Genomic DNA, 24027 nt, shown 5'->3' with positions numbered 1-24027 from the left:
GACCGGTCCCGGTTTGAGTCCTAGGACCCGTCCCGGGCGAAGGTCGCGTCGGAGCTTCGCGGCCTCGCGCATGGCGCCCGGAGCCGCGGCACCTAGAGGCGCTTCTCGAACCAGCGCTCGGCGTAGGGATCGTCGTTGTAGCGGCCGATCTCCGCGTACCCGCGCGCGCGGTAGAGCGCCTGCGCCTCCTCCAGCGCGCCGTTGGTGTAGAGCCGGACGGCGGCGTGGCCGAGCTCGGCGGCGCGCGCCTCGAGCGCGTCGAGCAGCCGCGCGGCGATGCCGAGGCCCCGGTGCGGGCGGTCCACCCACATGCGCATGATCTCCCCCGTGCCGGGCGCGAGCGTCTTGAGTACGCCGCAGCCGGCGGGCTGGCCGCTGAGGCGCGCGAGCAGGAACGTGAGGTCCTCGCCCTCGGCGGGCAGCGTGCGCGCGGGATCGAGCCCGAAGCGCTCGCCGAGCTCCGCGAAGTAGTGCTGCAGGCACCAGCGCGCGCCGGGCGCCTCCGGGTCCTCGCGCTCGATCGTCACCATCGAGAGCGCGAGCAGTCGCCGCACCTCGGACTGCGCGCGCAGCAGCCGCTCGCGCTGCGCCTCGCTGAGCGGCGCGAGCGCGGACGCCGCGAGCTCGTCGGAGATGCGGTCGAGCTCCTTCGCCTCGGCCTCGCCGGTGGCCGTGAGGCGCAGGCGCTTGGTGCGGCGGTCCGCGGGATCGGGCTCGGCCTCGACCAGGCCGTCGCGCTGGAGCGCGCGCAGCATGCGCGAGAGGTAGCCGGAGTCCAGTCCCAGGCGGATCCGGATCTCGCGCGGCGTCGCGCCGGCGGCGCCGATCTCGAACAGCACGCGGCACTCGCCGAGCGGCCGGTGGCCGAGATAGCGGTCGTTGAGCGCGCCGACCTGGCGGGTGACGAGCCGATTGAAGCTGCGGACGCGGGCGATATCTTGCTCGGAGATCACTGACTCAAGTCAGAGACTACTCCTCGGCGGCATAATCGGGGAGTGACGACCTCGGAGCCCGTCCGCCGCCGCCGCTCCAGCGTCCTGCTCGTCGGCGCGATCGAGCCGGAGGTCCACCCGTGGCTGCGCTCCGCCGGACACCTCCCGCGCGGCGCCCGGCGGCTGGAGGACGCGCTCGCCGCGCTCGACGAGGAGGCGGCCGACCTCGTCGTCGTCGACCGCGAGCCCGGCGGCCTCGACGCGCCCGCCGCGTGCCGCAAGCTGCGCGCCGACCCGCGCCTCGGCGACGCGTGGCTGCTCGTGATCACGGTGGCGGCGCGCGGCCGCGCCGCGGACGCCGCGCTGGACGCGGGAGCCGACGACTACCTGCAGCGCCCGTTCTCGCGCGCCGAGCTGATCGTCCGCGCCCGCGCCGGCCTGCGCGCCGCGCGCAACCGATCAGACGACGCGCTGCTGCGCGCGCTGATGGTCAACGTTCCCGGCGCGATCTACCGCTCGGCGTGGCACGCGGGCCACGCGCTGGAGCTGATCAGCGACGAGATCGAGCGCATCTCCGGCTATCCCGCGGGCAACTTCCTCGCCAGTCAGAAGCGCACGCTGCTCAGCCTCGTCCACCGCGACGACCGCGCGCTCGTGCTCGAGGCGATCGACCGCGCGCGCGAGGGGTTCGGCTCTTTCTCGCTCGAGTACCGGATCGTGTGCGCCGACGGCGAGGTCCGCTGGGTCCTCGACCGCGGCCAGCTCGTCCCCGGCCCTGGCGGGAGGCTGTGGCTCGACGGCGCGCTGTTCGACATCACCGAGCGGCGGGCGGCGCAGGAGGCGCTGCTGCGGCGCAAGATCGAGGCGGCGCGCACCGAGGAGCTGCGCGCCTCGCGCGCCCGCATCGTCGAGGCGGCCGACGCCGCGCGGCGCAAGATCGAGCGCGACCTGCACGACGGCGCGCAGCAGCGGCTCGTCTCGCTCGCGCTCGACGTGCGCGTGGCCCGCGGGCGGATCGCCAAGGACCCTTCTCAGGCGTTGCCGTTCCTCGACCGCATGGGGCGCGAGTTGCAGGACGCGTCCGGGGAGCTGCGCGAGCTCGCGCGCGGGATCCACCCGGCGGTCCTGACCGAGCGCGGGCTGGCGCCGGCCGTCGCCGCGCTGGCCTCGCGCGCGCCGCTGCCGGTCGAGATCGTCGAGGTGCCGGACGAGCGGCTGTCCTCACGGGCCGAGACGACGGCCTACTTCACCGTGGCCGAGGCGCTGACCAACGTGGCCAAGTACGCGCAGGCGACGCACGCGACGGTGCGCCTGGGATGCGAGGATGGCGCGCTCGTGGTCGAGGTGCAGGACGACGGCGTGGGCGGGGCCGACCCGGGCGCGGGGTCAGGGCTGTCCGGGCTGGCGGACCGGGTCGGCGCGGCGGACGGGGAGCTGAGCGTCGTCAGCCCGGCCGGCGAGGGGACGCTCGTGCGCGCCGTGCTGCCGCTCGCGTAGCGCATCTACATGGTCCCGCCGGCGAAGATGGTGGGTTCCCGTGATGGCATCGCTGTGCGCAAGGCGTACAACCCTTCGCATGGCGTCCGTACCTATACGGCCCGCCGGGGGGTTCGGCGATCGCTCACGTCCGGAGACGCAGCCGCACGGTCAGCGGCACGTCCTTGTGTCTCCGGGCGGATCGCCCTCGCAGCGGCGGCTGGTGGAGCTCTCGCTCCTGATCTGTCCGAAGGAGACCGGCTGATGCATCTCGCCGAGACTCCAGCGCTCGTCGAAGACGAGCCGATGCTGATGTGGCGGCGCGCCCAGGCGCACGCCCGCGAGGCCTACGAGCAGTGGCGACGCGATCGCGACGCGGCGGGCTATGTCGCCTACCGCGCGGCTCAGGACCTCGCCGACTGGGCCCAGGACGAGCTCGCCCGGTGCGCTCACAGCCCCGACCGCAGCACGTAGGCGGTCGCGTCCGCGCGGTTGCGCACCGAGATCTTGCGATAGGCGTTCGCGAGATGCCGCTCGACGGTGTGGACGCTGAGCACGAGCTCGGAGGCGATCTCCTTGTTCGTCCGGCCCGCGGCGAGCAGGCGGAGCACCTCGACCTCGCGCGCCGTCAGCCCGTCGGGCAGCCCGGACCGCGGCGGCGCGCGGCCCGCCCACTCGTTCATGCCGAGCTCCTCGAAGCGGGCCGCGGCTGATCTGAGGAGCGGCTCCGCGCCGGCCTGGCGCGTCCACTGGCGCGCGATCGCGTCGTCGTGGTCGACGATCGCGCGCAGCGGGCGCTGGTCACGCCGCTCGGTCGCGCACCGCGCGCGGTCGAAGGACTCGCCGCCGCCGTGGCCGAGCAGCGCCTGCAGGCGGGCGACCGTGAGCTCCGAGCTCGCCATGTAGTAGTCGCCCGCGCCCGCGTCGACGAGCGCCTGGGCGCAGGTCAGCAGCGGCGCGGCGAGATCGGTGGCGCGCAGGTCCCAGATCGCCTCGGCGGCGAAGTTGACGGCGCCGCTCTGGGCGTTATCCCACGGGTCGCAGGCGGAGATGGCGGGCGTGATCCGGCCGAGCACGAAGCGCGAGCGGTCCTCCAGGCCGGCGCGCGCGAACGCGTGCGCCGCGATCGCCGCCCACATCAGCCCGAACCACGGCCCCGGGTCGCGCCGGCGCGCGAGCGCGTACATCCGCTCCCCCATCGCCGGCCAGTCCGCCTCAACGTGCTGGAGCGTGAGCTCGCGCACGAGCAGCGCGATGTTCGTGACGGCGTGGCCGGACGGAAGCCGCTCCATCAGCGACGCGGCGCGGTCCAGCGCAGCCACCGACTCGCCGAACTCCCCGCGCGCGCCGTGGATCGCGGCGCGGAAGACGGCCGCCATCGCGCGCGCAGGAAGCGAGCCGGTGCGCTCCCCGAGCAGCTCGATCTCGGCGCACAGCTGCTCGGCGGGCAGCGACGCGCCGGACCAGCGCGTGACCGTGGCGCTCATGCCGAGCAGCAGCAGCCCGCGCAGCCGCGCGAGCGGATCGTGCCAGCCGGCGACGCGCGTCATGAAGGACTCCAGCTCGGGCAGCGGCCATTGCGCGAACTGGTCGATCGTGCGCGCCGCGTCGGCCTCGGTCCCCTCCACGCGCGCGATCCGCACGGCCTCGGGATCGAAGCCGAGGAAGCGCGTCGCGTGCACGTCGCCGGCGAGGATCGCCTCGGTCGGGCGCTCGAGCAGCTTCAGGCGCGCCCACGCGAGCCCATGGCGATCGCCGAGCGCGGCGAGCCCGCGCGCGATCAGCGGGTCCAGGCTCGCCTGGTCGGCCAGCCCGTCCTGCAGCACGGTCAGCACCCGCTGGATCAGCGTGGCGATCTCCTCGCCCTTGCTCATCAGGTCCAGCGCGGCGGTGAGCGTCGCGACCGCCTCCGCGTGCCGGCCCGCCTCGGCGCGCGCGAGCGCGAGCCGGCCGAGGATGCCGGCGCGCTGCGCGCCCGTGTCGAGCGCGAGCGCGATCTCGAGGAGCTCCTCCGCCTCGGCCGGCGCCGGGACCGCGCTCGCCGCGGCGGCGGCCGCGATCGCGTACGGCACGCCGGCCTCGGCGCCCGGGAACGTGGCCGACGCGCGGTACTGGCGCGCGATCTCGGCCCCCAGCTGAGCGCCGTGCGTGCGCTCGAGCGCCTCCGCGAGGCGCCGGTGGATGCGCGCACGCCGGCTGGGGCTGAAGCGGTCGTAGAGCGTGTGCCGCACGAGCGCGTGCGCGAAGTCGTAGCGCTCGGGGCCGGCGGGCTCGAGCACCTCGGCCGCGAGCGCCTCGTCCAGGCAGTCGAGCAGCGCCGCCTCGTCGAGGCCGGTGAGCGCCGACAGCTCGACGAAGCCGAAGCCCGACGTGAACACCGCGGCCAGCTGCAGCATCTCGCGCGTCGCCTTCGAGAGCCCGGCGAGCCGCAGGCCGACCGCTTGGCGCACGGTCGCCGGCGGCCGCCAGCCCGGCGCCCCGGGGTCCTGCCCGCGGCGCTGCAGGTGACGGCCGAGCTCGCCGAGGAAGAACGGATTCCCGCCGCTCTCGTCGTAGATCGCCGTCAGCGTGTCGTTGCCGACGCGGCGCTGGGCGACGTGCTCGAGCAGCACGCCGGCCTCGTCGCGCGGGAGGCTCTCGAGCGGCACGTGATCGCTCTCGCGGTGGCGCGAGATCTCGGCGAGCCGCTGGGTGACGGGATCGGCTGGGTCGAGGTCGCCGCCGCGATGGGCGAGCACGATCAGCGGGCGGGTCGCGAAGCGCGCGACGTGGACGAGCAGGTCGAGCGAGTCGGCGTCGGCCCACTGGATGTCGTCGAGCACGAGCACTGGCGTGCGCTCGATCGCCTGCAGGCAGCGCACGACCGCCTCGTAGAGCCGCAGCCGCCCCTGGCCGGGCGGGAGCGCGGGAAGGGCGGCGAGCCGCGCCGGCGGCGGCAGCAGCTGCGCGAGCGCGGCGGCGTCAACGCCCAGCACGCTCGCGACGCGGTCGCCGGGCACGCCGTCCAGGTACGCGCCGAGCGCCTGCGCCCACGGCCCGTACGGATACGTGAGGCAGCCCTGGTAGCACGTCCCCCACAGCACGGCGGCGCCGTCGTCCTCGGCGGCGCGGGCGAACTCGGCGATCGTGCGCGTCTTGCCGATGCCTGCCTCGCCGTGGACCACGAGCATGGGCGGCGCGCCTGCCCGGGCGGCTTCGAGCGCCTCGTGCAACACCGCCAGCTCGCGGGACCTCCCGACGAACTCTGCTGCAGGAATCGCCCTTCGCACAACCGACCTGCTTTCTGTTCGATACCTCCAGCATCGTCGCACGCCGCCTGTCGATCAACCGGCTGGCCGAGTAGTTCGAAGTCAGCTTGCTCCCCGCCGCGCGTCTTCGCGCCGCGCCTTCTCGGGCCCGGCGGCAGGGGTGTGCGACGAACCTTCGAATGGTTCGAAGGTTCGTAAGGCACCCCCTGATCCGAGGCCGAGCGTGACCGAAAGCCCGGCGACGAGACCGCGGAGTCTCAGTGGCGTTTCATCCGGTGAGCGTTGCGACACCCATGAGCGCCGCGAGCGCGGTTCCGGCGCGAGGATGGCGGGCCCACAGCACGAGCGGCGCGAGCAGCGCGCGCTGGACGCCGGCGCCGAGCAGCGGCGCGTGAGCCTCCTGGTCGTAGGTGCGCGCGAGCACGGCGAGCTCGAGCGGGTTGCGCGGCAGGCCGCGCCTGGTCATCCGGCCCGCTTTGGCGAGCGCGACCACCTCGGCGAACATCTCCTCCATCCGCAGCGCCGGGCGGACCTCGACCCGCAGCGTCGCCTCGGTGTCGCCCGCATTGGCGAACGAGTGCACGACGCCGGGTTCGATGTCGACCACGTCGCCCGGGCCGGCGATGACCGTTCTCCGGCCGACGCGGAAGCGCATCCGCCCGGACGTGACCTCGAAGCGCTCGGTCTGGATCGGGTGGACGTGCGCGATCGGGACCGCGCCGCCACGCCGCAGCGCGAAGTCGAACGCGAGCAGCTCGCCACCGGTGGAGGCGGCCGTGTGGGTGAACGTGAAGCGCTCCCCCGTGACGGGGTTCTCCAGCGTGTCGCCCGGACGGATCATCGGAGCGTCACCGCGTACTCGGCGAAGTCGCGCGGCTCGCGGCCGAGCGCCTCTCGGACGCCGTCCGCGAGCCGTTCGTTGCGGCCGTCCAGCACCTCGGTCACGAGGTAGGTCACGAGCGCGACGACATCCTCGGGCTCGCCGTCCATCGCCGCCGTGAAGTCCTCGACGGAGACGGGGGTGTAGCCGATCTCGCGGCCCGTCGCGCGGGCGATCTCCCGCACCGCCTCGGCGAACGTGAGCAGCCGCGGGCCGGTCAGCTCATACAGGCGGCCCTCGTGACCGGGCTCCGGGAGCGCCGCGGCGGCGACGTCGGCGACGTCCTCGACGTCGACGAACGGCTCGCGGACCGCGTCCGCCGCGAAGTACACCGCGCCGGCGGCGACCGGCTCGGCGAGGAAGCTCTCGCTGAAGTTCTGGGCGAACCAGCTGCAGCGCACGATCGTCGCGTCCGGGCTCGCGTCGCGGACGAGGCGCTCCGCGCGCTGGGCCTCGGGCTCGCCGCGGCCGGACAGCAGCACGAGCCGGCGGGGCGCGGCGAGGCCGGCGAACGCGCCGACCGTCTCGGCCGCGCCGGGCGCCGCGAGGTCGGGGAAGTAGGAGATGTAGACGGCGCCGGCGCCGTCGAGCGCGGGCGCCCAGGTCGCGCGGTCGGTCCAGTCGAAGCGCGGCGTCCCGGAGCGCGAGCCGGCGCGGACGGCGACGCCGCCGTCGCGCAGGCGCCGGGCCACGCGGCGACCGGTCTTGCCGCCCGCGCCGAGGACCAGGGTCAAGTTCGTCATGGCCACCAGTCAATCGCCGCATTCCGAGACTGTCCATGGCTCGATTGCGCGGATCCATACGCGATCGTCTACAGTTGCGACATGGATGCCGTCGCCGGGCTTCTCGACGGGCCGCGCGCCCGGGGCGCCTTCCTGCTGCGCTCGAGCATGAACCCGCCGTGGTCGCTGCTGATCCGCGACGAGGCACCGCTCACGCTGGTCGCCGTCGTGCGCGGCCACGCATGGATCGCGTTCACGGACGCGCGGCCGGAGCGGCTGGAACAGGGCGACGTCGCGGTCATCCTCGGGCCGGACCACTACGTCGTCAGCGACGACCCGGCGACCGAGCCGCAGATGCACATCATTCCCGGCGAGCGCTGCGTGACGCCTGACGGCGCCGACGTGAGCCCGATGAGCGACCTCGGCGTGCGCACCTGGGGCAACGCCGTTACGGGCGAGACCGAGCTGCTGACCGGCACCTACCTGTTCGAGGGCGAGGTGAGCGGGCGCCTGCTGCGCGCGCTCCCGCGAATGCTCGTGCTGCGCGACGACGACTGGGACTGCCCGCTCGTGCCGCTGCTGGCCGACGAGATCGTCAAGGACGAACCCGGGCAGGAGGCGGTGCTCGACCGCCTGCTGGACCTGCTGCTGATCGCGGTCCTGCGCGCCTGGTTCGCGCGCCCCGAGGCGCAGGCGCCGGGCTGGTACCGCGCCTACGGCGACCCGATCGTCGGCCGCGCGCTGCGGATGCTGCACCACGACCCGGCGCACCCGTGGACGATCGCCGAGCTGGCCGGCGCGGCCGGCGTGTCCCGCGCCGCGCTCGCCCGCCGCTTCAACGAGCTCGTGGGAGAGCCGCCGATGGCGTTCCTCACCGGCTGGCGCATCGCCCTCGCCGCCGACCTCCTGCGCGAGCCGGGCGCGACCGTCGGCTCGGTCGCCGCGCAGGTCGGCTACGGAAGCCCGTTCGCGCTCAGCACCGCGTTCAAGCGCCTGCGCGGGGTCAGCCCCCAGGAGCACCGCCGTCTCGCGGCGGCGTGACGAGCGCCCAGAGATCGAAGCGGGCACGTGCGGCGGCGGAGGGCACGCCCGGCGAGCAGGCCGCCAGGGCCGATCCAGCTGGCACGATATGAAGGACGAAACGGAAGTGGTACTCCTGCTTGTCGCCATCACGGCCATCGCAGCGATCGTGGTCCCGCGCGGGGGTTGCGCCCGCACGGCCGTGACGATCGCTCCCCGTGCGAGCGGCGGTGGCAGCTCGCGGCCCCCTACACCCCGCCGCCGCCCGAGCGGGGGCGGCAGAACCTGTGAGTCCTGCACCGGCTGACTCGTGCCCGCGCCTCGACGGCCTTCCCGCGCGCGATCTGCGGGGCGGCCTGCGGGTGGCTGAGGCGACGACGCGCCGGTCGCGGATGAAGGGGCTCGCGATGCTCGACGCGCTCCCGCCGACGCTGGCGCTCCACATCCCGCGCTGCCGCTCCGTCCACACCGTCACGATGCGGTTCGCGCTCGACCTGATCTGGCTCGACCGCGACGGCCGCGTGGTGCGCGTGGACCGCGGCGTGCCGCCGGGACGGATGAGGTCCTGCCTGCGCGCGCGCTCGGTCGTCGAGGCCGGCGCCGGCACCGGCGACGCCTTCCTCGCCGCGGGCCTCGGGGCCTAGCAGAGGACCCGCGTCCCGGTCGGGTCCCGCACCTCATGCCGGAACGCTCGTCAACCGCGTCTCCATCCGCACCCCTCCGGCCGCTTCATCGCCCGCCCGCCCGCGACGAGGACCGTCCGCGGGGTCACGGCGGCGGGTCGAGCTTCGAGGGAGGCGGGTCATGGGGCGCGACGGCCCGCGCGCGGTCTGCGTGGGCGGACGCGCCGGTCGTGCGGCTCCCCGGGGCGGGCGCCCGGATCGCGCGGACGACCCGCGCGGGCGCCCCGATCGCGCGGGTCTCCCCGCGCGGGCGCCCCGATCGCGCGGGTCTCCCCGCGCGGGCGCCCCGATCGCGCGTCTCCCCGCGCGGCCTCGCGAATCGCGCGCCGATCTGACCCGCCTCCGTTACCGCGAGCAGTTCGCCGGCGCGACGACGCGGCCGCGCGGAGACCCCGCGCTAGGCCCCCGTGCGGCCTCGCGGATCGCGCGCCGATCTGACCCGCCTCGTCACCGCGAGCAGTTCGCCGGCGCGACGACGCGGCCGCGCGGAGACCGCGCGCTGAGGCCTCGCGACGCCGGCTGAGCTCAGCCGAGCGCGACGGCGGCGACGCCCGCCATCACGAGCGCGGCGCCGGCCACGCGCGAGGCGGGGACCCGCTCGCGACCGGCGATCGCGGCGCCTGCGGCGGCCATCACGACGCTCGTCTCCCGCAGCGCCGCGACCGGCGCGGCCTCGGCCCGCTCCAGCGCGGCGAGCACGAGCAGGTAGGCGGCGACCATCGCCGCCCCGGCGGGGATGGCGCGGCGATCGGCGGCCGCGCGCAGCGCCGCGCCCCCGCGGGCGAGCGCGACCGCCGCGATGTACGGCAGCGCGCTGAGGACGAGGACGGCCTCGAAGTACGGGATCGGCTCGGCGTGGCGGACGCCGTGGTCGTCGACGAGCGTGTAGCCCGCGATGCACGCGCCGACGCCAAGCGCGAGCAGCAGCGCCGCGGCGTCCGCGGAGCTCGGGCCGATCCCCCGGACGAGCATGACGCCGGCCGTGACCGCGAGCACGCCCAGCGCGGCGAGGAGCCCGACCGGCGCACCCAGGAACGCGACCGAGACCGCGAGCACCAGGACGGGCGCCGTCCCGCGGGCGACGGGGTAGGCGAACGTGTAGTCGGCGCGCCCGTAGACGGCGGCGAGGAGCGCGAAGTAGGTGAGCTCGAGCGCGGCCGATGCGGCGATGTACGGCCACGCCGCGGCATCGACGTCCCAGCTGATCGCGGCGGGGACGGCGAACACGAGCACGCCGGCGGCGAGCGCGACGGCGGTCGTCGTATAGGTGTCGCGCGCGCCGGCGACGAGGGCGTTCCAGGCGGCGTGCAGCGCGGCCGAGGAGAGCACGAGGATGAGCGCGGTCGTGCTCATGGCCCCGCGACAGTAGACGCGCGGGAGGATCGGCGCTGCTAGCGGTCCAGGGCGGGCTCGCCCGAAGGGCGGGGCGCCCGCGCGACGGACGCGTCCTCGTCCGCGACGCCGTCCGCCTCCCGCCAGCGGGCGATCCGGCGCCGCAGGCTCCAGTACGCCGCGAGCCCCGGCGCCACCGGCAGCCACGTCGAGATCAGCTGGTAGGCGATCGTGCCGACGATCGCGAGCGAGATCGGCATCCCGCAGGCGACGAAGACGCCGACCATCCCGCCCTCCACGCCGCCGATCCCGCCGGGCACCGGCACGAGGTTGCCGATGTGCCCGAGGAAGTAGCCGAGGATCAGGACGCCGAGCGCGGGCGCGTCGCCGAACGCGCGGAAGCAGACGTCGAGCACGGCGACGTCCGCCGCCCACCAGAGCAGTGCCCAGCCGAGCAGCGACGGCCGCTCGCGCACCAGCCCCGCCGCGGTGCGCGCGGCCTTGCCCGCGACCTCCGGAATCGACGCCGCGCGCGCCGCCAGCCGGGCGCCGCGTCCGTGACCGGTGGCCATCCGCCGCGTCCGGCGCTCGAGGTCGCCGGGCACCAGCGTGATCGCGGCGGCCGCGCCCAGGGCGACGACGCCGAGCCCGACGCCGACCCACACGACGGCCGCCGGCGCACCGCCGCCCAGGCCGCCGAAGATGCAGGCGAGCACGTACGGCAGGTACATGATCGCCAGGAACGCGGCGATCATCTCCGCGGCGGTCCGCGTCGCCATCCCGGCCGCGCGCAGCGCCCAGGTCGTGAACGCGATCCCGCCCGCCCCGGCCGCCGAGAACAGCCGCGTCGCGACGACGCCGCCGAACGTGATCTCGACCGCCGCCGGCCAGTTCAGCCGCGGCGCGTGCGGCCCGAACACCTCCTTGACGAGCGCGACGTACCCGAGGAACGAGAACGCCTCGATCCCGACGCCGAGCGCGAGCCACAGCGGATCGCCGTCCTGGATGCGCCTGAGCATCCCGCCGACCTTGTTCAGCTGCGTCGCGAGCAGCGCCACCACGATCAGCCCGACAGCGATCCATGCGACGCGCTTGAGCCGCTCGCGGCGATCGCCGAGCCACTCGCGCTCGGACTTCCCCGCCGCGATCACGCACACGACGCCGAGCACGGCGACGACCGCCACGACGACGACGGGCCAGTGCCAGCCGTGCTGGAAGAGGGCGAACCTCACCCGACCAGCTCCGCGAACCGCTCAGCGGTGACGTTGCCGCCCGAGATCGTCACCCCCACGCGCGCGCCGGCCACGTCGACCTTCCCGGACAGCAGCGCCGCCAGCGCGCACGCGCCGCTCGGCTCCGCCACCGTCTTGACGCGCTCGAACAGGAACCGCATCGCGGCGATGATCTCCTCGTCGCTCACGGTCACGACCTCGCTGACGAGCTCCTGCACGATCGGGAACGTCAGCTCGCCGGGGATCGGCAGCTGCTGGCCGTCGGCGATCGTCCGCGGCACCGGGATGCGCACGCGCTCACCCGCCGCCAGCGAGCGCACGAAGTCGTCGCCCGCCTCCGGCTCGACCCCGATCACGCGCGTCGTGGGCGAGAGCCCGGCGACCGCGGTCGCGCAGCCGGAGAGCAGGCCGCCGCCGCCCAGGCACACGAGCAGGACGTCGATCGGCCCGGCGTCCCGGATCAGCTCGAGCGCGACGGTCCCCTGCCCCGCCATCACGTTCAGGTCGTCATAGGGGTGGATCGGCACGACCCCGCGCTCCTGCGCCAGCGCGGCCAGCAGCGCCTCGCGGTCCTCGGCGTAGCGGTCGAACAGCACGACCTCGGCGCCGTATCCGCGCGTCGCCGCGAGCTTGCCCGTGGGCGCGTCCTCGGGCATCAGGATCACCGCGGGGATCTCGTGCAGGCGCGCGGCGAGCGCCACCGCCTGCGCGTGATTGCCGGAGGAGACCGTCGCGACGCCCCGGGCACGCTCGTCGGGCCGCAGGCAGGCGACCGCGTTGTAGGCGCCGCGGAACTTGAACGCGCCGACGCGCTGGAGGTTCTCTGCCTTTAGCAGCACCCGGTCGGCACCGGTCGCCTCGTCGAGCGAGCGCGCGGTCAGCACAGGGGTGCGGTTCGCGACGCCCTCGAGGCGCTCGGAGGCCGCGATGACATCGGCGAGCGAAATGGACGGCAACGTCAGGAAGTGTAGGTAGAGCGCTAGACCCGCACGAGCTCGACGGCGGCCCAGCCGCCGCGCTCGACGCGCCGCGCCTCGCGCAGGCCCGCGAACGCCGCCGCGACCTCGCCGACTTCGCCCGGATGCAGACCGGATGCGATCAGGCGCTCCGGCGGGCGGGTGAGGGTGGCCGCGACGTCGAGCAGCAGCGGGCGGACGAGATTGGCGAGCACGGTTGGCGCGTGCGGGCCTTCCTCGCGGCGCAGGTCGCAGCGCGACACCGCGATCTCGACCTCGTTCGCCGCGGCACCCGCGATCGTCGCCTCGACCGCGGCCGGGTCGTGGTCGCAGCCGAGCACCGGCGCCCATCCGAGCTTCGCCGCCGCGATCGCGAGGATGCCGCTGCCGCAGCCCCAGTCGGCGAGCGCGCCCGCGGGCTCGAGCGTCGTCAGCAGCTCGAGCACGAGCCGCGTCGTCGGATGCGAGCCGGTCCCGAACGCCTGCCCCGGATCGATCACGACGTCGAGCGCGCCCGCGCGGGGCGGCTCCCACGGCGGGCGGACGCGGACCGGCCCGACGTCGAGCGCCGTGTGGAAGGAGCGCCAGCGCTCGTCCCAGTCGTCCGGCACCTGGCTCGTGCTGACGTCCACCAGCGCGGGGCCCGCGGCGGCGCGGATGCTGCCCAGCGCCGGCAGCTCGCCCTCGGCGCCGTAGAGCACGTACTCGACGGTGGCGGGATCGACCTCGCGCTCCTCGAGTCCGCCCGGCACGAGCTCGAGCAGTTCGGCCAGCACCGGCTCGGCGTGCTCGCGCGCGACGCGAACGGCGACGCGGATCAAGCGAGCACCACGGCCGCCCAGCCGTCGAGCTCGCGGCGCTCGCGCTCGCGCAGGTCCCACGCCTCGAGCGCCTGGCCGGCGAGCAGCCCCGACGCGATCAGCAGGTCGGGACGCTCCTGGACCCGCGCCGCCGCCTCCAGCAGCGGCAGCGTCAGGTTGGCGACGACGACGGGCGCATAGGGAGCCCGTTCGCGCGTGAGGTCGAGGGCGAGGCGCTCGACGCCCGGTGCGGCGGTGATCGCCGCCGCGTCGAGGTCGATCGCCAGCACCGGGGCGAACCCGAGCCGCGTCGCGGCGAGTGCGAGCACGCCGGTGCCGGCACCCCAGTCGGCGAACCCGCCGGACCCCTCGGGCAGCAGCTCGAGGCACATCCGCGTCGTGGGATGGGTGCCCGCGCCGAACGCGGTGCCCGGGTCGATCACGAGGTCGTCCGGCTCGCCCTCGACCCACGGGGGGCGGACGGCGAAGCGGCCGGCGACGACCCGCGTGAGGTGGGCGTGGTACGCGGTCGCCCAGCCGGCCGGGACGACCTCCTCGCGCACCGAGATCAGCCCGGGCAGCTCCGGCGGCTCGCCGTAGACCGCGAATTCGCCGTCGCCGTGCTCCTCGAGCCCGGCGGGGAACGCGTCGAGCAGCCGGGCGAGCGCCGCCTCGGCGAGATCCGGCTCGACGCGTACGACGTAGCGCTTCAGCGCCGCGCCTTCGCCCGCCGCCACGGCGGCGCTCACCCCGCGAGCGCCCGCTTGAGCTTGGCGAGCATGCCCTCCTCCTCGCGGAGGTTGTCCTCGGTGAGCGACTCGTTCAGCTCTTGCAGCAGCTCGCGCTGGCGCTTGGTGAGCCGGCGCGGGATCGCGACCGAGACGACCACGCGGATGTCGCCGGTGCGACCGCGGCCCAGCGGGGGCATCCCGCGTCCGTGCAGCGTGATCGTCTCGCCCGGCTGCGTCCCCGCGGGGATCTCCACCGGGATCTCGCCGTCGAGCGTCGGCACGGGGATCGTCCCGCCCAGCGCGGCCAGCGGCGCCGCGACGTCGACCACGGTCACGAGGTCGTCGCCGTCGCGCAGGAAGCGCTCGTCCTCGCGCACGCGGACCACGACGTACAGGTCGCCGGGGGGCCCGCCGCCCTCGCCTGCGTGCCCGCGTCCGGTGACGCGGATCCGCTGCCCGTCGGCGATCCCGGCCGGGACGCTGACCTCGACGCGCCGCTGCGCGACCGTCATCCCGCGGCCGTCGCACGTGTGGCACGGCTGCTCGGCGACCCTGCCGTCGCCGCCGCACTGGTCGCACAGCGCCGTACGGACCATCTGGCCGAAGCGCGTGCGCTGGACCGCCTGCATCTGCCCCGCGCCGCGGCACTTCGGGCACGTGACGATCGGCGTGCCAGGCTCCGCGCCGTTGCCGCGGCACGTCTCGCACGTCGTCGTCGCGTCGTAGGACACCTCGACCTTGGTCCCGCGCGCCGCCTCCACGAGGTCGATCGCCGCCGCCAGCGCGACGTCGCCGCCCTGCACGGGCCCGCCGCGCACGCGCGTCCCGCCGAACGCCGCGTCGAAGCCGCCCTGCCCGAAGAACGCCGAGAACAGATCCGAGATCGAGCCGAAGCCCTCGAAGTTCGGCGAGAAGCCGCCGGTCCGCAGGCCGTCGTGGCCGTACGCGTCGTACGTCTGGCGCCGCTCGGCGTCGGAGAGGACCTCGTAGGCCTCCGCCGCCTCCTTGAACTTCTCCTCGGCGTCGGGGTCGTGCGCGTTGACGTCCGGGTGCAGCTCGCGCGCGAGCCGCCGGAACGACTTCTTGATCGTCGCCTCGTCGGCATCCCGCGGGACGCCGAGCACCTCGTAGTAGTCACGCGGCACAGTGGTTCCCTTCGTGAATCCGCGCGCCGTCCAGGCGGTCGCGGGCGCCGCCTGGCAAGGACGCGGTCGGTGATGCGTGGTTCTGCCACGTGAGCCGGCGAGGACGCCGGCAGGCGGTGATCAGCGGCCGTCTGGTGGTGTGCGGGTTCGCGGAGGGGACCACTAGTAAAGCTCCTCCATGAAGCGCGACAGCTGGAACGCGGCATCACGCACCGAGCGGATCGCGCGGGCGTAATCCATCCGCGTCGGGCCGATCACCGAGACCGTCCCGAGGTTGCGCTGCGGCAGGCCGTAGTTGGCCGCCACGAGCGAGAGCGAGCGCAGCGCGGGCTCGCTGTTCTCCCGGCCGATGCGCACGTACGCGTCGCGCGAGTCCAGCGCGGCGGTCAGCACGCCGAGCAGCGACACGCGCCGCTCGAGCATCTCCATCAGCGCGTTGAGCTGCGACACGTCCTGGAAGCGGTACTCCGACAGCAGCCGGTGCGCGCCGTCGACGTACAGCGTGTCCTCCGCCGTCTCGGCCAGCTCGGTGAACGCCGGCGAGAGCTCCTCGACGAACGCGCGCTCGCTCGCCGCCAGCGCCGGGTCGGCCAGCCGCGAGTGCAGCATCCGCGCGCCCAGCCCCGTGCCGACCAGCTTCTCGTTGAGATAGGAGCCCGCCCAGTCCGCGAGGCCCGGGTCCACCGGCCGGTCGAACGTGAAGAGCTTCTTCGAGACGCCGCCGGTCGACGTGATCACCACCACCATCAGTACCTGCGGCTGCAGCGCGAGCACCTCGATGTGGCGGATCGTCGTCGTCCCGATCGGCGGCGCGGAGACGATCGCGAGCAGGTTGGTGACCTGCGAGAGCGTCTCGGTCGTGACCCGCATCGCCTCCACGACCTCGCGCCGGACGAGCTCCAGCCGCAGCTCGTGCGCCGGCGTCGCCGCCGGCAGCAGCTCGTCCACGTAGTAGCGGTAGCCCGCGTCGGTCGGCACCCGACCCGCGCTCGTGTGCGGATGCGCGAGCAGCCCGCGCTCTTCGAGCACGGCGAGCTCGTTGCGGACGGTCGACGGCCCGGCCTTGACTTCGGGGTCCTCCGCGAGCCGCTTTGAGCCCACGGGCTGCCCGGTCGCCGAGAAGCCGTCCACCACCTTTCCGAGGAGGAGCGCCTGGCGGGGAGTCAGCACCCGTCAGATTCTAAGAACTGCGGTTCCCCGCCGGACGAGCTTGTTGCCATCCTGAACCGCCTCGCAGGCGAAGACGGCCTCTCCATCGCCCTTCGACTTGAGCTTGGAGGTGATCGTGATCTCCTTCTCCGGCACGCCCAGGCCGCGGAACTGCACCGAGAGCGACTTCAGCGCCAGCGGATCGCCGGCCGCCTCGCCGTGCGCCCGCGCGACCTGCGCCATCGTCCACAGGCCGTGCAGGATCCGGCTCGGGAGATCGACGGAGCGGGCGAACTCGTCGTCGAGATGGATCGGGTTGAAGTCCCCCGAAGCGCCCGCGTAGCGGTACGTCAGGTACCGGTCCGGCGTGACCTTCACCTCACGAAGTTCGTCCATGTCCCCTCGCAGACGAGCTCCCCGCGCTGATTGGTCGAGCGCGAGCTGAACGTGTAGACCATGATGTCGGCGCGCCTGGCCTTCTCGACGAACGCGGCCTCGGTCGTGATCTCGTCGCCGGCCACGACCGGCTCGTGCCACGCGAACTCCTGCCCGCCGTGCACAAGGCGCTCGAAGTCGACGCCGATCTGGGGATCGAGCACGACCGGCCCCAGGGCGCGCCACGCATAGACCGCGGCGAACATCGGCGGCGCGACGACGTCGGCGTAGCCGGCGGCCCGCGCCGCCTCGACGTCGTGGCATAGCGGCGAGGTCTCGCCGATCGCCGCCGCGTACTCGCGGACCTTCTCGCGCCCGACGAGGTAGGTGTCGGAGTGGCTCACCGGTCGTCCCCGAGCTCGAGCACGGCCAAAAACGCCTCCTGCGGCACCTCGATGCGGCCGACCTGCTTCATCCGCCGCTTGCCCTCCTTCTGCTTCTCCAGCAGCTTGCGCTTGCGCGAGATGTCGCCGCCGTAGCACTTGGCCGTGACGTCCTTGCGGAACGCCTTGACCGTCTCGCGGGCGATGATCTTCGCGCCGACGGCGGCCTGGATCGGCACGTCGTACTGCTGGCGCGGGATCCGCTTGCGCAGCCGCTCGGTCAGCTCCTTGCCGCGGTCGTAGGCCTTGTCGCGATGGACGACCATCGACAGCGCGTCGACCGGGTCGCCGCCGAGCAGCACGTCGAGCTTGACGAGGTTCGACGGGCGCAGGCCGATCGGCTCGTAGTCGAGCGACGCGTACCCGCGCGTCCGGGTCTTCAGCTGGTCGAAGAAGTCGAGCACGATCTCCGCCAGCGGCAGATCGTACGTCAACTGGACGCGCTCGGAGCTCAGGTAGTGCATGCCCGCGTGGTTGCCGCGGCGCTCCTGGCAGAGCTCCATGATCTGGCCGATGTACTCCTTCGGCGTCAGGATCGAGGCGCGGATGTAGGGCTCGCGGACCTCGGCGATGCGCGCGGGGTCGGGCATGTCGGTCGGGTTGTGGACCGGGATGATCGCGCCGTCGGTGAGCGTGATCTCGAACTCCACCGACGGCATCGTCGCCATCAGCTCGAGGTCGTACTCGCGCTCCAGGCGCTCGCGCACGATGTCCATGTGCAGCAGGCCGAGGAAGCCGCAGCGGAAGCCGAAGCCGAGCGCGTCCGAGGTCTCCGGCTCCCACGAGAGCGCCGCGTCGTTGAGCGTCAGCTTCTCCAGCGCGTCGCGCAGCTCGGGGTAGTCGTCGTTGTTCATCGGGAACAGGCCGCAGAACACCATCGGCTTGACATCGCGGTAGCCGGGCAGCGGCTGCTCGGCGGCGTTGCGAGCCTTGGTCGTCAGCGTGTCGCCGACGCGCAGGCTCGTGACGTCCTTGATGCCGGTGATGATGTAGCCGACCTCGCCGGCCGTGAGCTGCTCGGCCGGGAGCTGCGCGGGCGTGAAGAAGCCGATGTCGTCGATCTCGACCTCGGTGCCGGCCGCCATCGCGCGGATCGCCTCGCCCCTCTTGAACGTGCCGTCGACCACGCGGACGTAGGCGATCACGCCGCGGTACTGGTCGTACTCGGAGTCGAAGATCAGCGCGCGCGGCGGCGCGTCGGGGTCACCCGACGGCGGCGGGACGCGCCGGACGAGCTGCTCGAGCAGGTCGTCGACGCCTTGGCCCGTCTTCGCTGAAATGCGGCGGACCTCCTCGGCCGGCTCGCCGATCAGCTCGGCGATCTCCTCCCCCACCCGCTCGGGCTCGGCGCCCGGGAGGTCGACCTTGTTCATGCACGGGATCAGCTCCAGCCCGGAGTCGATCGCGAGGTAGGTGTTGGCGACGGTCTGCGCCTCCACGCCCTGGGAGGCGTCGACGACGAGCAGCGCGCCCTCGCACGCGGCGAGCGAGCGCGAGACCTCGTACGTGAAGTCGACATGGCCCGGGGTGTCGATCAGGTGCAGCTGGTAGGTCTCGCCGTCCTGCGCCTCATAGAAGACGCGCACGGCCTGGGCCTTGATCGTGATCCCGCGCTCGCGCTCGAGATCCATCGAGTCCAGCAGCTGCGCCCGCATCGAGCGCGGGTCGACGGTGTGGGTCAGCTCCAGGATGCGATCGGCCAGCGTCGACTTCCCATGGTCGATGTGGGCGATGATCGAGAAGTTGCGGATGTGCTGCTGGTCGGCCAAAGCACACTTAGATTACGAGCGCGGTCTGATTCGCCGCGCGAAGAGGTCGACGACCTGCCGCGCCTCGGGGATTCCGAGCCACAGCACGAACCAGAGGTAGATCGCGCCGCCGCCGCCCAGCGCGCCGCCCACGCTGATGAGCTGGCCGAGCAGCGAGCGCCCGAAGATGCCGTCGAGCACCCACCAGGTGCCGTAGCAGAGCTCGGCCAGCATCCCCGCCGCGACGAGCATCCCGAACACGTACAGCAGCGTCCGGCCGATCTCGAGCCCGCCCAGCTCGCGCCGCAGGTAGATCGCCTCCAGCACCGTCAGCAGCGCGTTGGAGATGACCGTCCCGAGCACCACGCCCGTGATCCCGAGCGGCTTGTACAGCGCGAGCGAGATCACCGTGTTGACGACGAGCGAGATGCCGGCCAGGGCGGTCGGCAGCCACGGGCGCTGGAGCGAGAAGAACGTGCGCGTCAGCAGCAGGTTCCAGCCGCTGAACGGGAGGCTGAAGGCGAACACGAGCAGCGCGTCGGCGGTCTGCTTGGTCGACAGCGCATCGAACTCGCCGCGCTGGTAGACGAGCCGCACCATCGGCGTCGCCAGCACGATGATCGCGGCCGCCGAGGGGATCAGCAGCAGCGCGATCTGGCGCGCGCCGACGCCCGTCAGCGCTCGCAGGCCTGCGAAGTCGCTGCGCGAGGCGAGCCGGCTGAGCTGCGGGAACAGCACCGTTGCCACCGCGACCGAGAACATCCCCTGCGGGAGCATGTAGATGCGGAACGCCTTGTCGATCGCGGCCGGAGCCTCGTCGGAGATCAGCGAGCCGATCGTCGAGTTCAGGACGAGGTCGATGTTGATCAAGCCGAGGCCGATCGAGACCGGCAGCATCAGCACGAGCACGTTGCGGACGCGCGGATCGCCGCGCTTCGGGAAGCTGATCCGCCAGACCGGAAAGCCGATCTTCCGCAGCTGCGGAAGCATCATCAACAACTGCACGAGCGTGCCGGCGACGACGCCGATCGCATACGCGTAGATGCGGTTGGGGCCTTGGAACAGCGGCGCCAGACCGACCATCCCGATCACGATCACCACGTTCCAGACGAGCGGAGCGATCGCGGGGATCGTGAAGTGGTCGTGCGCGTTGAGGATGCCGACCGCGAGCCCGTTGAGCCCGAGCAGCACCACGATCGGGAACAGCACCTGGGACAGCCCGACGCACAGGTCGTCGAGCGCGGGCGTGAAGTCGCTGCCCGTGAAGATCGGGATGATCTTCGGCGCGAGCAGGATGAACAGCAGCGAGATGGCGCCCAGCGCGACCAGGAGCAGACCGGCCAGTGCGCTCGCGAGCTGGTAGGCCTCCTTGCGCCGCTTGTGCTCCAGCAGGTCGCTGAACACGGGCACGAAGGCGCTCGACAGGGCGGCGTCGGCGACCAGCGCGCGGATCAGGTTCGGGATCTGGAAGGCGAGCGTGAACGCCGACGCGGGGCCGGTCGTGCCGAAGTAGCTCGCGGCGATGACCTCCCGGACCAGCCCGGCGATGCGAGACAGCCCGGTGGCAGCGGAGAAGATCGCCGTGTTGACGGCCGTCCGGCGCCGCCTTGGTGACGTCTGAGCTTCCAACCGGCGCGCTATAGTACGCGGCCGCTGCGGCAGTCCCCGCGGCCCTTTCGTATGGCCAATATCAAGTCACAGATCAAGCGCAACGACCGCTCTCAGCGCGAGCGCTTCGAGAACCGCCACTACACGTCGCAGATCAAGACGTACTTCCGGCGCCTCGAGGTTGCCGTGACCGCCGCCGACGACGACCAGATCGCCGCCGAGCACCGCAAGCTCGTCTCGCTGATCGACAAGGCCGTCAAGCGCGGGGCGCTGCACAAGAACACGGGCGCTCGTAAGAAGGCCCGCGCCGAGCGGCTCCGCCGCCCGGCCGCGTCCTAGCGCCTCCTCCCGCCCGGGTCGGGCGGCTAGATCTCGCCGATCAAGTCGCCCTTCGGCCCCTCCGTCGCCGCCAGCGGCTGCATCCCGGCGGCGATCCGCTCGTCCGCCCGGATCACGTGCATGACGGCGTTGATCAGCGCCAGATGCGTGAACGCCTGCGGGAAGTTGCCGAGGTGGCGCCCGCTGCGCGGGTCGATCTCCTCCGCGTACAGGTGCAGCGGCGACGCGTAGCCGAGCAACTTCTGGCACAGGTCGCGCGCCAGCGAGTGCTCGCCGATCTCCGACAGCGCGCTGACGAGCCAGAACGAGCAGATCGTGAACGTGCCCTCGTCGTCGCTGAAGCCGTCGTCGGTCTCCTCGACCTTGTAGCGCATCACGAGGCCGTCCACGGTCAGCGTGTCGGCGATCGCCATGACCGTCTTGCGGACGCGATCGTCGTCGGCCGGCAGGAAGCGCACGAGCGGGATCAGCAGCGCCGACGCATCCAGCGCGTCCGTGTCGTAGTGCTGCGTGAAGACGCCGTCGCGGCAGCCGCGCTCGAGTATGTCGGCCTTGATCTCGTCGGCCTTCAGCTGCCACGCGTCGGCGCGCTCGTGCTGCTCGCGCAGGCGCGCGAGGCGGGCGCCGCGGTCGCATGCGACCCAGCACATGACCTTCGAGGAGAGGAAGTGCCGCGGCTCGCCGCGGACCTCCCAGATGCCGCGGTCGGGCTCCTGCCAGTGGGCGATCGCGGCCCCCACGAGCCGCTCGATCAGCGGCCAGCGCCGCTCCGGCAGGTGGTCGCGCGACTTGGCGTGGAGGAAGATCGAGTCCAGCATCGTGCCCCAGACGTCGTGCTGGTGCTGATTGTAGGCGCCGTTGCCGATCCGCACCGGGCGCGCGTTGTCGTAGCCGGAGAGGTGGTCGAGCGTCTCCTCGGGCAGCTCGCGCTCGCCCTGGATGCCGTACATCACCTGCAGGTCGTCCGCCTGGGCGGCGTCCTGCATGAAGTAGAAGTAGTCGTTGGCCTCCCACTCGAAGCCGAGCGAGTGCAGGCCCCACAGCATGAAGGTCGAGTCGCGGACCCAGGAATAGCGGTAGTCCCAGTTGCGGACGCCGCCGGGCGCCTCGGGCAGGCTCGTGGTGGCCGCCGCGATCATCGCGCCGGTGGGCGCGTAGGAGAGGCCCTTCAGCGTCAACGCGGAGCGCTGCAGGTACTGGCGCCAGGGATGGTCGGGGAACGTCCCGTGCGCGAGCCAGGCGTGCCAGAAGTCGGCGGTGCGCACAAGCCGCTTGTACGCCTCGTCGTAGGTCTTCGGGCCGGGGTGCTCGGAGAAGGCGAGCGCGACGAACGCGGTCTCACCGGCCTTCAGGGTCGAGACGGCACGGACGCGCGAGCCCTCGAACCCGACCCTGAGGTCGGTCGTCAGCGTGAGCTTGGCCGGCCAGCCGTCGACCGACGCGACCGCCTCGTTGTAGCCGCTGCCGACGTACTCCCACTTCGCGTAGCGGCGGCCGTAGTCGAAGATGGGATCGCACTCGAGCTGCATCTCGACCGAGCCGTTGACGCATCGCATCGTGCGCAGGAGGACGTGCTCGGCGTCGTGGTCGGTCGGCGCGCGGCGGTGGGTCGAGGAGCGCTCGTCGGTGTCGTGCCACGGGCCGACGAGCAGGACGTCGCGGACGATCAGCCAGCCCTGGCGCGTGCCCCAGCTCGTCTCCAGCACGTTCGTCCCCGGCAGGTAGCGGCGGGCGGCGGGCACCATCGTGTCCGCCGGGCCGAGGCGGAACGTGCCGGCGTCGCGATCCAGCAGGGCGCCGAACACGCTCGGGCCGTCGAAGCGGGGCAGGCACATCCACTCCACCGCACCGCTGGGCGCGACGAGGGCACACGTCTCGCAATCGGAGAGGAAGGCGTACTCGGCGATCGGCGGGAACGGGGAGACGAGCGGCGGATCCGGATGTTCAAGCGGCATGGGTACTCCGATCCTCGCACGTCGCGAAAAATCGGTGAGGACTGGGCGCCGCGTTGCGGGCGTGCTGAGCGCCTGCGGCTCGGTGGCGCGGGGGATGCGGCGGGCCTGCACGCCGCGGTGATCTCGGCCGCCGCTGTGGCGGCGCCTGGTTCGGGCGCTGCGTCTCGGCCGCGGTCAACGCGTCGCGGTCAGCACCGTCCGCAAGCCGGCGGTCAGCGCGTCGCGGTCAGCACGGTGCGCAGGGCGGCGGTCTCCTCGCCCAGGCCCCCGCGGCCGCCCACGCCGCCGCGGCTCTCCAGCTCGAAGTCGGCCAGCGCGGCCAGTGCGCGGCGGAACGCCTCGGGGTCGCGGCGCTCGACGTCGGCGACGAGCTTGGACGCCTGCCGCGGGCTCATGCGCAGCGACTTCTTGACCTGGGCCTGCGACTGGCCGGCGGCGAGCCCCTCGGCGATCGCGAGCGCCTCGCGGAGCTTGCGTGCGATCGTGTACGTCATCGCGGGCAGGCGCTCGCCCTGGGTGCGCAACTCGAGCAGGACGCGGGTAGCCGTCCGGCGATCGCCGGCCACCAGCGCGTCGGTGAGCGTCCAGACCTTGCGCTCCGCCGAGCTCGCGCACGCCTCCTGGACCTCCTCGACGCCGACGTGCGTGTGCGGCCCATGCTCGAGCGCGAGCTTCTCGAGCTCGCGCAGCAGCCGCTGCTGGCGGTCGCCGGCCTGGGCGATCAGCGCCTTCGCGGCCTCGGGGTCGAGCTCGAGCTCGAGCTGCGCCGCCTGCTTGACGAGCCACTTGGGCAGCTCCCACGGCTTGACCGTCGCCTCCTCGGCGATCTGCCCGCCGACGGCCTCGACCGCCTTGTGCAGCTTGGCAGGAGCCTTGGCGCGGGCCTCCTCGCGCGCGAAGAACGCCACGGTGAGCAACTCGGGGTCCGCGGACTTCAGCGCGGCCGCCACCGCGTCGACGTCGCCCTCCTTCCAGCGCTCCACGCCGTCGGCGATCACGAAGCGGCGCCCCATCGCGAACGTCATCGTCGAGAGGGCGCCGGCGATCGCGTCAGGCGTGCACGCATCGGCCTCGTAGACCTCGACGCCCGCCGTTCCCGCCGCGTCCTCGGCCATCGCGCGCAGACGCGCGCGGCGCTCGGAGATGCGGCCGTGGTCGTCGCCGTGGATCAGGTAGGCGGCGCGAAAGCTGGGCACCCCGCTGAGATTAGAGGGGGCGCCGGTTGTCCCGGCGCCCCCGCGGTCCGGCGCCCG

Annotated in this window: 22 protein-coding genes; 5 read left to right on the top strand and 17 right to left on the bottom strand. The window is 73.4% G+C overall.

Annotated elements, in window-relative coordinates; all coding sequences use genetic code 11:
- Nucleotides 1-92: 92 nt before the first annotated feature.
- Nucleotides 93-953, bottom strand: a complete 861-nt coding sequence (locus H958_RS0121475; RefSeq protein WP_196807481.1) for a bifunctional helix-turn-helix transcriptional regulator/GNAT family N-acetyltransferase — start codon at nucleotides 951-953, stop codon at nucleotides 93-95.
- Between the two features lie 42 nt (nucleotides 954-995).
- Between H958_RS0121475 and H958_RS43850 the strand changes: the two genes are divergently transcribed.
- The gene (locus tag H958_RS43850; RefSeq protein WP_051324630.1) at nucleotides 996-2429 is read left to right on the top strand and encodes a sensor histidine kinase; all 1434 of its coding nucleotides are present in this window, start codon (nucleotides 996-998) and stop codon (nucleotides 2427-2429) included.
- A 243-nt stretch (nucleotides 2430-2672) separates the two neighbouring features.
- Nucleotides 2673-2882 carry a hypothetical protein gene (locus H958_RS0121465; RefSeq protein ID WP_028060150.1) on the top strand — a complete coding sequence of 70 codons (210 nt, stop codon included), beginning with the start codon at nucleotides 2673-2675 and terminating at the stop codon, nucleotides 2880-2882.
- On the opposite strand, the gene H958_RS48895 is transcribed toward H958_RS0121465, so the two are convergent.
- From H958_RS48895 to H958_RS0121450, 3 genes are all read right to left on the bottom strand, one after another.
- Nucleotides 2858-5677, bottom strand: a complete 2820-nt coding sequence (locus H958_RS48895; RefSeq protein WP_304412495.1) for an ATP-binding protein — start codon at nucleotides 5675-5677, stop codon at nucleotides 2858-2860. The two genes, H958_RS0121465 and H958_RS48895, sit on opposite strands and share 25 nt — an antisense overlap.
- 247 nt (nucleotides 5678-5924) lie before the next feature.
- Nucleotides 5925-6497 (bottom strand): cupin domain-containing protein, encoded by a 573-nt coding sequence (locus H958_RS39365; protein ID WP_051324629.1) that lies wholly within the window; start codon nucleotides 6495-6497, stop codon nucleotides 5925-5927.
- Entirely contained in the window at nucleotides 6494-7279 is a 786-nt protein-coding gene (locus H958_RS0121450) for a Rossmann-fold NAD(P)-binding domain-containing protein (RefSeq protein WP_028060148.1), read from the bottom strand. Before H958_RS0121450 ends, H958_RS39365 begins: the two co-directional genes overlap by 4 nt.
- 81 nt (nucleotides 7280-7360) lie before the next feature.
- On the opposite strand from H958_RS0121450, the gene H958_RS0121445 reads away from it, so the two are divergent.
- Nucleotides 7361-8299 carry an AraC family transcriptional regulator gene (locus H958_RS0121445; protein ID WP_028060147.1) on the top strand — a complete coding sequence of 313 codons (939 nt, stop codon included), beginning with the start codon at nucleotides 7361-7363 and terminating at the stop codon, nucleotides 8297-8299.
- A 197-nt stretch (nucleotides 8300-8496) separates the two neighbouring features.
- A complete protein-coding gene (locus H958_RS0121440) occupies nucleotides 8497-8922 on the top strand; it encodes a DUF192 domain-containing protein (RefSeq protein ID WP_322090770.1) in 426 nt (141 codons plus the stop codon).
- A gap of 564 nt (nucleotides 8923-9486) precedes the next feature.
- Here H958_RS0121440 and H958_RS0121435 read toward each other — a convergent pair.
- From H958_RS0121435 to murJ, 11 genes are all read right to left on the bottom strand, one after another.
- Nucleotides 9487-10314, bottom strand: coding sequence for an EamA family transporter (locus tag H958_RS0121435; protein ID WP_028060145.1), 828 nt, complete (start codon nucleotides 10312-10314; stop codon nucleotides 9487-9489).
- A 38-nt stretch (nucleotides 10315-10352) separates the two neighbouring features.
- Nucleotides 10353-11525 (bottom strand): lysylphosphatidylglycerol synthase domain-containing protein, encoded by a 1173-nt coding sequence (locus tag H958_RS0121430; RefSeq protein WP_028060144.1) that lies wholly within the window; start codon nucleotides 11523-11525, stop codon nucleotides 10353-10355.
- Nucleotides 11522-12481, bottom strand: a complete 960-nt coding sequence (locus H958_RS0121425) for a pyridoxal-phosphate dependent enzyme (RefSeq protein WP_156028124.1) — start codon at nucleotides 12479-12481, stop codon at nucleotides 11522-11524. Before H958_RS0121425 ends, H958_RS0121430 begins: the two co-directional genes overlap by 4 nt.
- Nucleotides 12482-12504: 23 nt before the next feature.
- Nucleotides 12505-13302 (bottom strand): 50S ribosomal protein L11 methyltransferase, encoded by a 798-nt coding sequence (locus tag H958_RS0121420; protein ID WP_028060142.1) that lies wholly within the window; start codon nucleotides 13300-13302, stop codon nucleotides 12505-12507.
- Entirely contained in the window at nucleotides 13299-14030 is a 732-nt protein-coding gene (locus H958_RS43845; protein WP_051324627.1) for a 50S ribosomal protein L11 methyltransferase, read from the bottom strand. The genes H958_RS0121420 and H958_RS43845 overlap by 4 nt, the downstream gene beginning before the upstream one ends.
- Nucleotides 14027-15157, bottom strand: a complete 1131-nt coding sequence (dnaJ, locus tag H958_RS0121410; RefSeq protein WP_028060140.1) for a molecular chaperone DnaJ — start codon at nucleotides 15155-15157, stop codon at nucleotides 14027-14029. Before dnaJ ends, H958_RS43845 begins: the two co-directional genes overlap by 4 nt.
- A 162-nt stretch (nucleotides 15158-15319) precedes the next feature.
- The gene (gene hrcA, locus H958_RS0121405) at nucleotides 15320-16327 is read right to left on the bottom strand and encodes a heat-inducible transcriptional repressor HrcA (protein ID WP_028060139.1); all 1008 of its coding nucleotides are present in this window, start codon (nucleotides 16325-16327) and stop codon (nucleotides 15320-15322) included.
- A gap of 3 nt (nucleotides 16328-16330) precedes the next feature.
- Nucleotides 16331-16702, bottom strand: coding sequence for a MaoC/PaaZ C-terminal domain-containing protein (locus tag H958_RS0121400; RefSeq protein ID WP_037411087.1), 372 nt, complete (start codon nucleotides 16700-16702; stop codon nucleotides 16331-16333).
- Nucleotides 16681-17085, bottom strand: a complete 405-nt coding sequence (locus tag H958_RS39355; protein ID WP_037411029.1) for a MaoC family dehydratase N-terminal domain-containing protein — start codon at nucleotides 17083-17085, stop codon at nucleotides 16681-16683. The genes H958_RS0121400 and H958_RS39355 overlap by 22 nt, the downstream gene beginning before the upstream one ends.
- Nucleotides 17082-18893, bottom strand: a complete 1812-nt coding sequence (lepA, locus tag H958_RS0121390; RefSeq protein WP_028060138.1) for a translation elongation factor 4 — start codon at nucleotides 18891-18893, stop codon at nucleotides 17082-17084. Before lepA ends, H958_RS39355 begins: the two co-directional genes overlap by 4 nt.
- Before the next feature lie 12 nt (nucleotides 18894-18905).
- Nucleotides 18906-20501, bottom strand: coding sequence for a murein biosynthesis integral membrane protein MurJ (gene murJ / locus H958_RS0121385; RefSeq protein ID WP_028060137.1), 1596 nt, complete (start codon nucleotides 20499-20501; stop codon nucleotides 18906-18908).
- A gap of 51 nt (nucleotides 20502-20552) precedes the next feature.
- On the opposite strand from murJ, the gene rpsT reads away from it, so the two are divergent.
- The gene (rpsT, locus tag H958_RS0121380) at nucleotides 20553-20819 is read left to right on the top strand and encodes a 30S ribosomal protein S20 (RefSeq protein ID WP_028060136.1); all 267 of its coding nucleotides are present in this window, start codon (nucleotides 20553-20555) and stop codon (nucleotides 20817-20819) included.
- Nucleotides 20820-20845: 26 nt separating this feature from the next.
- Here rpsT and H958_RS39350 read toward each other — a convergent pair whose 3' ends face one another.
- On the bottom strand, nucleotides 20846-22774 hold the full coding sequence (locus H958_RS39350) for a glycoside hydrolase family 15 protein (protein ID WP_051324626.1): 1929 nt from the start codon (nucleotides 22772-22774) through the stop codon (nucleotides 20846-20848).
- Between the two features lie 212 nt (nucleotides 22775-22986).
- A complete protein-coding gene (holA, locus tag H958_RS0121370) occupies nucleotides 22987-23970 on the bottom strand; it encodes a DNA polymerase III subunit delta (protein WP_028060135.1) in 984 nt (327 codons plus the stop codon).
- Between the last annotated feature and the right edge of the window lie 57 nt (nucleotides 23971-24027).

The organism is Candidatus Solirubrobacter pratensis (genome assembly GCF_000425945.1).
Taxonomy (GTDB): domain Bacteria; phylum Actinomycetota; class Thermoleophilia; order Solirubrobacterales; family Solirubrobacteraceae; genus Solirubrobacter; species Solirubrobacter pratensis.
The sequence above is the reverse complement of the archived record's forward strand: the minus strand, read 5'-3'. Positions and strand labels throughout refer to the sequence as shown.

Bases quoted from the DNA above. Each gene is read 5' to 3' on its own strand.
- H958_RS0121435 (WP_028060145.1), bottom strand. From the start codon at position 10,314: ATGAGCACGACCGCGCTCATCCTCGTGCTCTCCTCGGCCGCGCTGCAC.
- H958_RS0121450 (WP_028060148.1), bottom strand. From the start codon at position 7,279: ATGACGAACTTGACCCTGGTCCTCGGCGCGGGCGGCAAGACCGGTCGC.
- H958_RS39350 (WP_051324626.1), bottom strand. From the start codon at position 22,774: ATGCCGCTTGAACATCCGGATCCGCCGCTCGTCTCCCCGTTCCCGCCG.
- H958_RS39365 (WP_051324629.1), bottom strand. From the start codon at position 6,497: ATGATCCGTCCGGGCGACACGCTGGAGAACCCCGTCACGGGGGAGCGC.
- H958_RS0121465 (WP_028060150.1), top strand. From the start codon at position 2,673: ATGCATCTCGCCGAGACTCCAGCGCTCGTCGAAGACGAGCCGATGCTG.
- H958_RS0121445 (WP_028060147.1), top strand. From the start codon at position 7,361: ATGGATGCCGTCGCCGGGCTTCTCGACGGGCCGCGCGCCCGGGGCGCC.
- H958_RS0121400 (WP_037411087.1), bottom strand. From the start codon at position 16,702: ATGGACGAACTTCGTGAGGTGAAGGTCACGCCGGACCGGTACCTGACG.
- rpsT (WP_028060136.1), top strand. From the start codon at position 20,553: ATGGCCAATATCAAGTCACAGATCAAGCGCAACGACCGCTCTCAGCGC.